The sequence below is a fragment of the Alkalicoccobacillus porphyridii genome (assembly GCF_007293315.1).
Classification (GTDB): Bacteria; Bacillota; Bacilli; order Bacillales; family Bacillaceae_D; genus Alkalicoccobacillus; species Alkalicoccobacillus porphyridii.
This window is the reverse complement of the sequence record NZ_VLXZ01000414.1, coordinates 1-236: the sequence shown is the minus strand read 5'-3', so window position 1 is coordinate 236 and position 236 is coordinate 1. Positions and strand designations below refer to the sequence as shown.

General features: G+C 49.6%; 1 pseudogene. It reads left to right on the top strand.

Annotation, left to right across the window (positions count from 1 at the left end):
- A pseudogene (locus FN960_RS24775) lies at positions 1 to 236 on the top strand (dihydropyrimidinase); the annotation flags it as partial.

Here is a 236-nt window from a genome sequence, read left to right as displayed (position 1 = left end):
GCATTTCAATATTGATGTCGGCATCGCGCGCAGTTGTGATGATTTTTTTACCGGTACCCGCGCAGCTGCGTGTGGCGGTACAACAACCATTATTGACCATATGGGATTTGGCCCAAACGGCTGTCGGTTACGCCATCAACTGGAGGTTTATCGTGGTTATGCCGCCCATAAAGCGGTCATCGATTACAGCTTTCACGGTGTGATCCAGCACATTAATCACGCAATCCTCGACGAAA